The organism is Streptomyces sp. NPDC002055 (genome assembly GCF_040296705.1).
GTDB lineage: Bacteria > Actinomycetota > Actinomycetes > Streptomycetales > Streptomycetaceae > Streptomyces.
On the sequence record NZ_JBEOXS010000075.1, the window covers coordinates 24,789 to 32,030 of the forward strand.

Genomic DNA, 7,242 nt, shown 5'->3' on the forward strand with positions numbered 1-7,242 from the left:
CGCCCCGCCGCCGTACGCCGTCGTGCCGCCCTACAGCCCCCGGATCTCGGCGATCTTCCGTCCCGCCTTCAGGTAGACGGTGCCGCTCAGGCCCTTCTCCGCCAGCACCCGCGGGACGACCTCCCCGAGCGGGCCGGTGGCTGCCGCCTCGTCCAGGACGGCCGTCTGCTGGCCGGTCCCGGTCTCGACGACCAGCCGCAGCCCGTTCTGCTTGGCCAGCCGGCGGGCCGCCGAGGCGCTCTGGGTGAACTCCAGCACCTTGGTCAGCACCGTCGCCACGGTCTCCCCGCCGTGCTCCGCGGCGTCGACCGACGGCAGCGACTCGACCTCCGTGAAGCTCTTCTTCGAGAACTGCGCGATGAAGCCCGCACGGGCCGCCATCGCGGCGTCCACGCCGTAGAGCGCCGCCACGACCTCACCCGCCAGGACCTTCTTCAGGTCCATGGGGTGCAGCGACTTCTCCTCGATCCGGGACAGCGCGAGCGAGATCTCCTCGTCCGTCCACTCGGTCCATGCCTTCAGGTACGGCTCCATCAGCCGGTCCGGCACCGACATGATCTTGCCGAAGACGTCCTCCGCGGTCGCGTTCAGACCGACGTAGTTGCCCTTGGACTTGGACATCTTGGCGCCCGAGCCGTCCGTGCCCTCGATCAGCGGCATGGTGACGACCAGCTGCTGCTGCTGTCCCCGCAGCTCCATCAGCTTGCGGCCCATCTGCAGGTTCAGCAGCTGGTCCGCGCCGCCCAGCTCCACGTCGCACTCCAGCGCCACCGAGTCCAGGCCCTGGGCGATCGGGTACAGCAGCTCCGACATCGTCAGCCCCGACCCGTCCGCGAGCCGGTTGCGGAAGTCGTCGCGCTGGAGCAGCTGCGAGACCGGCACCTGGGAGAGCAGGCCCAGCAGCTCCGGGAAGGTGTACGGCGCCAGCCACTCGCTGTTCTGCCGGAAGCGGACCTTCTCGAAGTCGAAGAACGGCCGCACCTGTTCCCGGTAACCGGCCAGGTTCGCGGCGATGTCCTCGTCCGTCAGCGGCGGCCGCTCGGCCGTCCGGCCCGACGGGTCGCCGATCTTGGCGGTGAAGTCACCGATCAGCAGGGTGACATCGTGACCCATGCGCTGGAAGCGGCTGAGGATGATCATGGGGACGGTGTGGCCGAGGTGCACATCGGCCGCGGTGGGGTCGATGCCGAGCTTGAGGCTCAGCCCCCGGCCCTCGGCCCGGCGCTCCTCGATCCGCTCCGCCAGCCTGCTGACCGACGGGAGCACATCCACCGTGCGCCGGGCGATCAGCTCCGCCTGGTCCTTCGCCGACAGGTCCGACAGGTCGAGATAGCGCCTCGCCTTCGTCTCCGTGAGCAGCTGCTCCACGGTCTTGTCGGAGGAGAGGTCCTGCGCCAGCAGTGCGCTGGTGCGAGCGACGGAGTCGCCGAGGCGTGTCATGACGTTCCTGGAGGATCGGGACGGACAGGTGGACGGGGTGAATTCTATTTGGTCGGGCAGTGCGGCTCGGCCGGGCACCGCGCTCCGGCCGATCCGGCGAGAAGGGTGGCGCTGCCGGGCCGTGTCCGGGGCCGGCGTGCGCGTGGACGTGGGCGTGCGGGCGGGTGAGGGTGGACGTGCGGCCGGGGGCGCGGGCGTGCGGGCGGGGGACCGGGCCGGCCCCGGCCGCACACCCGCAGGCCGACGGATCCGCCCCTCGTCAGACGCCCTGGCTGACCGAGCTCATATGGAAGTCCGGAATCCGCAGGGCGGGCATCGCGGCCCGGGTGAACCAGTCGCCCCACTCCCGCGGCAGCGTCGGCTCGGTGCGCCCCGCCTCCGAGACCCGGGACAGCAGGTCGACCGGCGACTCGTTGAAGCGGAAGTTGTTGACCTCCCCGACGACCTCGCCGTTCTCCACCAGATAGACGCCGTCCCGGGTCAGCCCGGTGAGCAGCAGCGTCGCGGGGTCGACCTCCCGGATGTACCAGAGACAGGTCAGCAGCAGCCCCCGCCGCGTCCCGGCGACCATCTCCTCCAGCGACTGCTCGCCGCCGCCGTCCAGGATCAGGTTGTCCGCCGGCGGGGCCACCGGCATGCCGGTCACCTTGGAGGTGTGCCGGGTGGTGACCAGCCGGCTCAGCCGGCCCTCACTGATCCACTCGGTGGGCTCCAGCGGCAGGCCGTTGTCGAAGACCGAGGCGTCGTCGCCCGAGGAGTGCGCCAGCAGGAACGGCGCGCACTCCAGCCCGGCCGCGTGCGGATCGCTGCGCAGTGTCAGCGGCAGCGGCGACAGCTTCTCGCCCAGCCGGGTGCCGCCGGCCGGCTTGCTGAAGACCGTACGGCCCTCGACCGCGTCCCGGGCCGTGGCGGACCACTGCTGATAGACGAGCAGATCCGCGACGGCCGTCGGCGGCAGCAGCGTCTCGTACCGTCCGGCGTCCAGCTCCACCCGCCGCTGGGCCCAGGCCAGCCGCCGGGCCAGCTCCGCGTCCATCGCGGCCGGGTCGACATCGGTGAAGTCCCGGGTGGCCCGGCCCGCCCACGCCGAACGGGTGCGGTCCGGCGACTTGGCGTTCAGCTCCAGGGTGCCGGTGGGCTGGTCGTGGCGCAGCCGCAGCCCCGCCGAGGTGCCCAGGTAGCTGGAGACGACCTGGTGGTTGGCGAAACCGTACAGCTCCCGACCACCGTCCCGGGCCCGGGCGAACGCCTCCCCGAGCGCGGGCGCGAACGCCGAGAAGACGGCGGAGGAGGTCTCGGCCGGCGCCTCGGTGAAGTCCGGGGCGGCGGGCACCCCTTCGACCAGCGGCCGGGCGTCCTCGGCGGGCCCCGCCTCGCGGGCCGCCGCTTCGGCCGCCCGCACCAGGGGCTCCAGATCGTCCGCGGTGACGGCGGCCCGCGAGACCACGCCCGACGCGGTGCCCTCCGCCCCGTCCACCAGGGCGACGACGGTCAGCGTCCGGCCGCGCGTCACGCCGTTGGTGGTCAGCGAGTTGCCCGCCCAGCGCAGGTTCGCGCTGGACCCCTCGTCGGCGATCACCACACAGCCGTCGGCGCGGGAGAGTTCGAGGGCGCGCTCCACGACCTCATGCGGCTGGGTCGTGCGGGTCATCGGCCTGCCTCCTGGGTGGTGTTGAGAATGTTGACGCCGCGGAACAGCGCGGAGGGGCAGCCGTGCGACACCGCCGCCACCTGGCCCGGCTGGGCCTTGCCGCAGTTGAACGCCCCGCCGAGCACATAGGTCTGCGGACCGCCGACCGCGGTCATCGACCCCCAGAAGTCGGTCGTCGTCGCCTGGTAGGCGACGTCCCGCAGCTGCCCGGCCAGCCGGCCGTTCTCGATCCGGAAGAACCGCTGCCCGGTGAACTGGAAGTTGTAGCGCTGCATGTCGATCGACCAGGACCGGTCGCCCACGACGTAGATGCCGCGCTCCACCCCGCCGATCATCTCCTCGGTGGACGGCCCGTCCGGCGCCGGCCGGAGCGAGACGTTCGCCATCCGCTGCACCGGCACATGGCCGGGGGAGTCCGCGAACGCACAGCCGTTGGAGCGCTCGAAGCCGGTCAGCCTCGCGATCCGGCGGTCGAGCTGGTAGCCGACCAGCACCCCGTCCCTGACCAGGTCCCAGGACTGCCCGGCCACGCCCTCGTCGTCGTAGCCGATGGTCGACAGGCCGTGCTCGGCGGTCCGGTCCCCGGTGACGTTCATCAGCTCGGAGCCGTACCGGAGCTCGCCCAGCCGGTCGAAGGTGGCGAAGGAGGTCCCCGCGTACGCGGCCTCGTACCCCAGGGCCCGGTCCAGCTCGGTGGCGTGGCCGATGGACTCGTGGATGGTCAGCCAGAGGTTCGACGGGTCGACGACCAGGTCGTACGCGCCGGCCTGCACGCTCGGCGCCCGCATCTTCTCCGCCAGCAGCGACGGCAGTTCGGCCAGCTCGGCGTCCCAGTCCCAGCCGGTGCCGGTCAGGTACTCCCAGCCGCGCCCGACCGGCGGGGCGATCGTCCGCATCGAGTCGAACTCGCCGGTCTCCGGGTCCACGGCGACCGCGGTGAGCTGCGGATGCAGCCGGACCCGCTGCTGGGTGGTCGTGGTGCCCGCGGTGTCCGCATAGAACTTGTTCTCCCGCACCGTCAGCAGCGAGGCGTCCGCGTGGGCCACGCCGTCGGCCGCCAGCAGCCGGGAGCTCCACTCGGCGAGCAGCTCCCGCTTCTCGGTGTCGGAGACGTCGAACGGGTCGGTCTCGTAGGCGGAGACCCAGGTCCGGTCCGCGTGCACCGGCTCGTCCGCCAGCTCCACCCGCTCGTCCGATCCGGCGGCGGCGATCACCTCCGCCGAGAGCTTCGCCATGGCCACGGCCCGGTCGGCCACCGCGGCGGCGGCGTCCGGGGTCAGGTCCACCCCGGAGGCGAAGCCCCAGCTGCCGCCGTGCACCACGCGCACCGCGTATCCCAGGTCGGTGGTGTCGGAGGAGCCCGCGAGCCGCGCGTCCCGCAGCCGCCACGAGGCGCTGCGCACCCGCTCGAACCGGAAGTCCGCGTGCTCGGCGCCCAGCGCGCGGGCACGGGCGAGCGCCGCGTCCGCGAGCGCGCGGAGCGGCAGCGCCAAGAAGGACTCGTCGATGGAATGGGGCACGTCATCCTCCCGGGGTCGTTGCCCCGATCATGCCGCAGAAGCCGCTTGCGGCGGCTGCATTTTCCGGGCGCGCACGGGGCGGACGGCGCGGGGCCACCCGTCGGGCGGGTCCGCGCCGAGAGAGCCGAGGAGGTCATGAGCGGGGAAGGCCGAGCCGGCGGTCAGAGGCTGTCGCCGGGCGGAACGATCCTGACCACGATGACCAGCCGTTGCCGGGGCGCGACGAGGAAGTAGAAGAACCCACCCGCGGCGTCCAGGTGGCGCAGCCCGCCGGTACGGGGACCGCTTCCCAGGTCCGTGACATCGACGCCGGTGTCGGCCAGTTCCACGAGTTGTGCGACGAGTCGCTCGACCTCGGCGACGACGCCGGACGGCAACCCGTCGGTGACATGCCGCTGGTCCGGGTCGTACTCCCAGGTCCAGGAACCGCTCACCGCTCGCCCTGGGAGAGGGCGGCCCGGGCTTCGTCCAGGATGCGGCCGAGCTCGGCCGCCGCCCGACGGGCCTCGGTCGCGTCGCCCGCCGCTGCCAGGTCCTCCAGTTCACGGAACCGGGCGGCAACGACCGGACGACGTTGGATCTCCACATAGACGGCCCAGCGTGCGGTGAACTGCTGGAGGGGAGTCAGGTCGGAGCCCTGTCTGGCCTGGTCCGCAGCCTGGTCGAGCTCCCGGGTGAAGGGCGGCAGTGCGGCCGGGGCGATCTGAGCAACAGCCTGGCGCAGCGCGGTCACGGTCGCCGGAGGCCGGGGGATGCGGGGCTGCTCCGAGGCTGTGGCGGTCATACGTTCTCCCATGAGCGGCATTCTCGGCCGTGGGGCCAGACTACTCAGCGGCAAGGACGCGGAGGTCAACTGTCCGAGTGATGCGATGGATGAGTTTTGACGCCGCTCCGCGCCGTGCGGCGATGGCGTCCTGAGCGTGGGGGTTCTGTAGGGATCCAACAGTGACCGGGTGATCCCCCTGTCGGGGGTCGATTCTCCGTGGCGCCTCCCAGACCGATAGTTTTTGGGTACCTGACCGCTATCGAAAGGGTGATCCGTTGAGCCGCTCGGTTCTCGTCACCGGAGGAAACCGGGGCATCGGCCTCGCCATCGCCCGCGCCTTCGCCGACGCCGGCGACAAGGTCGCCATCACCTACCGGTCCGGGGAGCCGCCCGCCGGCTTCCTCGCCGTGCGCTGCGACATCACGGACCCCGAGCAGGTCGAGCAGGCCTACAAGGAGATCGAGGAGAAGCACGGCGCGGTCGAGGTGCTGGTGGCCAACGCGGGCGTCACCCGCGACCAGCTCCTGATGCGGATGTCCGAGGAGGACTTCAGCGCCGTCCTGGACACCAACCTGACCGGCACCTTCCGGGTCGTGAAGCGGGCCAATCGCGGCATGCTGCGCGCCAAGAAGGGCCGAGTCGTCCTCATCTCCTCGGTGGTCGGCCTCCTCGGCTCGGCGGGCCAGGCCAACTACGCCGCCTCGAAGGCCGGCCTGGTCGGGTTCGCCCGCTCGCTCGCCCGTGAGCTGGGCTCGCGCAACCTCACCTTCAACGTCGTCGCCCCCGGTTTTGTCGACACCGACATGACGAAGGCCCTCACCGACGAACAGCGGGAGAGCATCGTCGGCCAGGTGCCGCTGGGCCGCTACGCGCAGCCCGAGGAGATCGCCGCCACGGTGCGCTTCCTCGCCTCGGACGACGCCGCATACATCACTGGAGCCGTCATCCCGGTTGACGGCGGATTGGGCATGGGTCACTGATCACATGAGTGGAATCCTCGCCGGCAAGCGCATCCTCGTCACCGGAGTCCTCACCGACTCCTCGATCGCCTTCCACGTCGCCAAGCTCGCCCAGGAGGAGGGCGCCGAGGTCGTGCTCACCGGCTTCGGCCGGCTCAGCCTGGTGGAGCGCATCGCCAAGCGGCTGCCCAAGCCCGCCCCGGTCATCGAGCTGGACGTGCAGAACAAGGAGCACCTCGCGGGCCTGGCCGACAAGGTCACCGAGCACCTCGGCGAGGGCATCGGCCTCGACGGTGTCGTGCACTCCATCGGCTTCGCGCCGCAGGACGCGCTCGGCGGCAACTTCCTGAACACCGAGTGGGAGTCGGTCGCCACGGCGGTCGAGGTCTCGGCGTTCTCCCTGAAGGCGCTGACCATGGCGCTGCTCCCGCTGCTGGAGAAGCGCGGCGGCTCGGTCGTCGGCATGGACTTCGACGCGCAGGTGGCCTGGCCGAAGTACGACTGGATGGGCGTCTCCAAGGCCGCGCTGGAGGCCACCTCCCGCTACCTCGCCCGTGACCTGGGCTCGAAGAACATCCGCTGCAACCTGGTGTCCGCGGGCCCGATCAAGTCGATGGCCGCCAAGTCCATCCCGGGCTTCGAGGAGCTCGCCGACGTGTGGAACACCCGCGCCCCCATCGGCTGGGACCTCTCCGACCCGGAGCCCGCGGGCCGCGGCGTGGTCGCCCTGCTCTCCGACTGGTTCCCCAAGACCACCGGCGAGATCGTGCACGTCGACGGCGGCGTGCACATGATGGGCGCCTGACCTCCGGCATCCGCCCGACCGGCACCGACGCCCCGGCCCGCGCAACCGCGCGGGTATCCGGCGCGCTCCATGGCCTGCGGGAGGCTGACGCCGTCGGCGTC

At 71.8% G+C, this 7,242-nt stretch carries 7 protein-coding genes; 2 read left to right on the top strand and 5 right to left on the bottom strand.

Annotated elements, in window-relative coordinates; all coding sequences use genetic code 11:
• Window positions 1–30: 30 nt before the first annotated feature.
• The 5 genes from tyrS to ABT112_RS30855 form a co-directional block, all read right to left on the bottom strand.
• The gene (gene tyrS / locus ABT112_RS30835) at window positions 31–1,440 is read right to left on the bottom strand and encodes a tyrosine--tRNA ligase (protein ID WP_351515083.1); all 1,410 of its coding nucleotides are present in this window, start codon (window positions 1,438–1,440) and stop codon (window positions 31–33) included.
• Window positions 1,441–1,699: 259 nt separating this feature from the next.
• Complete coding sequence (locus ABT112_RS30840) at window positions 1,700–3,091, bottom strand: metallopeptidase TldD-related protein (protein ID WP_351515084.1); 1,392 nt, start codon at window positions 3,089–3,091, stop codon at window positions 1,700–1,702.
• Window positions 3,088–4,611: a TldD/PmbA family protein gene (locus tag ABT112_RS30845; protein ID WP_351515085.1), complete on the bottom strand. Its 1,524-nt coding sequence runs from the start codon at window positions 4,609–4,611 to the stop codon at window positions 3,088–3,090. Before ABT112_RS30845 ends, ABT112_RS30840 begins: the two co-directional genes overlap by 4 nt.
• Before the next feature lie 161 nt (window positions 4,612–4,772).
• Complete coding sequence (locus tag ABT112_RS30850; RefSeq protein ID WP_351515086.1) at window positions 4,773–5,045, bottom strand: hypothetical protein; 273 nt, start codon at window positions 5,043–5,045, stop codon at window positions 4,773–4,775.
• The gene (locus ABT112_RS30855) at window positions 5,042–5,395 is read right to left on the bottom strand and encodes a hypothetical protein (protein WP_351515087.1); all 354 of its coding nucleotides are present in this window, start codon (window positions 5,393–5,395) and stop codon (window positions 5,042–5,044) included. Before ABT112_RS30855 ends, ABT112_RS30850 begins: the two co-directional genes overlap by 4 nt.
• Window positions 5,396–5,652: 257 nt before the next feature.
• Between ABT112_RS30855 and fabG the strand changes: the two genes are divergently transcribed.
• Window positions 5,653–6,357 carry a 3-oxoacyl-[acyl-carrier-protein] reductase gene (gene fabG, locus ABT112_RS30860; RefSeq protein ID WP_351515088.1) on the top strand — a complete coding sequence of 235 codons (705 nt, stop codon included), beginning with the start codon at window positions 5,653–5,655 and terminating at the stop codon, window positions 6,355–6,357.
• Between the two features lie 4 nt (window positions 6,358–6,361).
• A complete protein-coding gene (gene fabI, locus ABT112_RS30865) occupies window positions 6,362–7,141 on the top strand; it encodes an enoyl-ACP reductase FabI (RefSeq protein ID WP_351515089.1) in 780 nt (259 codons plus the stop codon).
• Window positions 7,142–7,242 lie beyond the last annotated feature (101 nt).

What these genes read in the sequence shown, in the direction of transcription:
- ABT112_RS30840 (WP_351515084.1), bottom strand. Translation starts at nt 3,091, where the DNA reads ATGACCCGCACGACCCAGCCGCATGAGGTCGTGGAGCGCGCCCTCGAA.
- fabI (WP_351515089.1), top strand. Translation starts at nt 6,362, where the DNA reads ATGAGTGGAATCCTCGCCGGCAAGCGCATCCTCGTCACCGGAGTCCTC.
- tyrS (WP_351515083.1), bottom strand. Translation starts at nt 1,440, where the DNA reads ATGACACGCCTCGGCGACTCCGTCGCTCGCACCAGCGCACTGCTGGCG.
- ABT112_RS30855 (WP_351515087.1), bottom strand. Translation starts at nt 5,395, where the DNA reads ATGACCGCCACAGCCTCGGAGCAGCCCCGCATCCCCCGGCCTCCGGCG.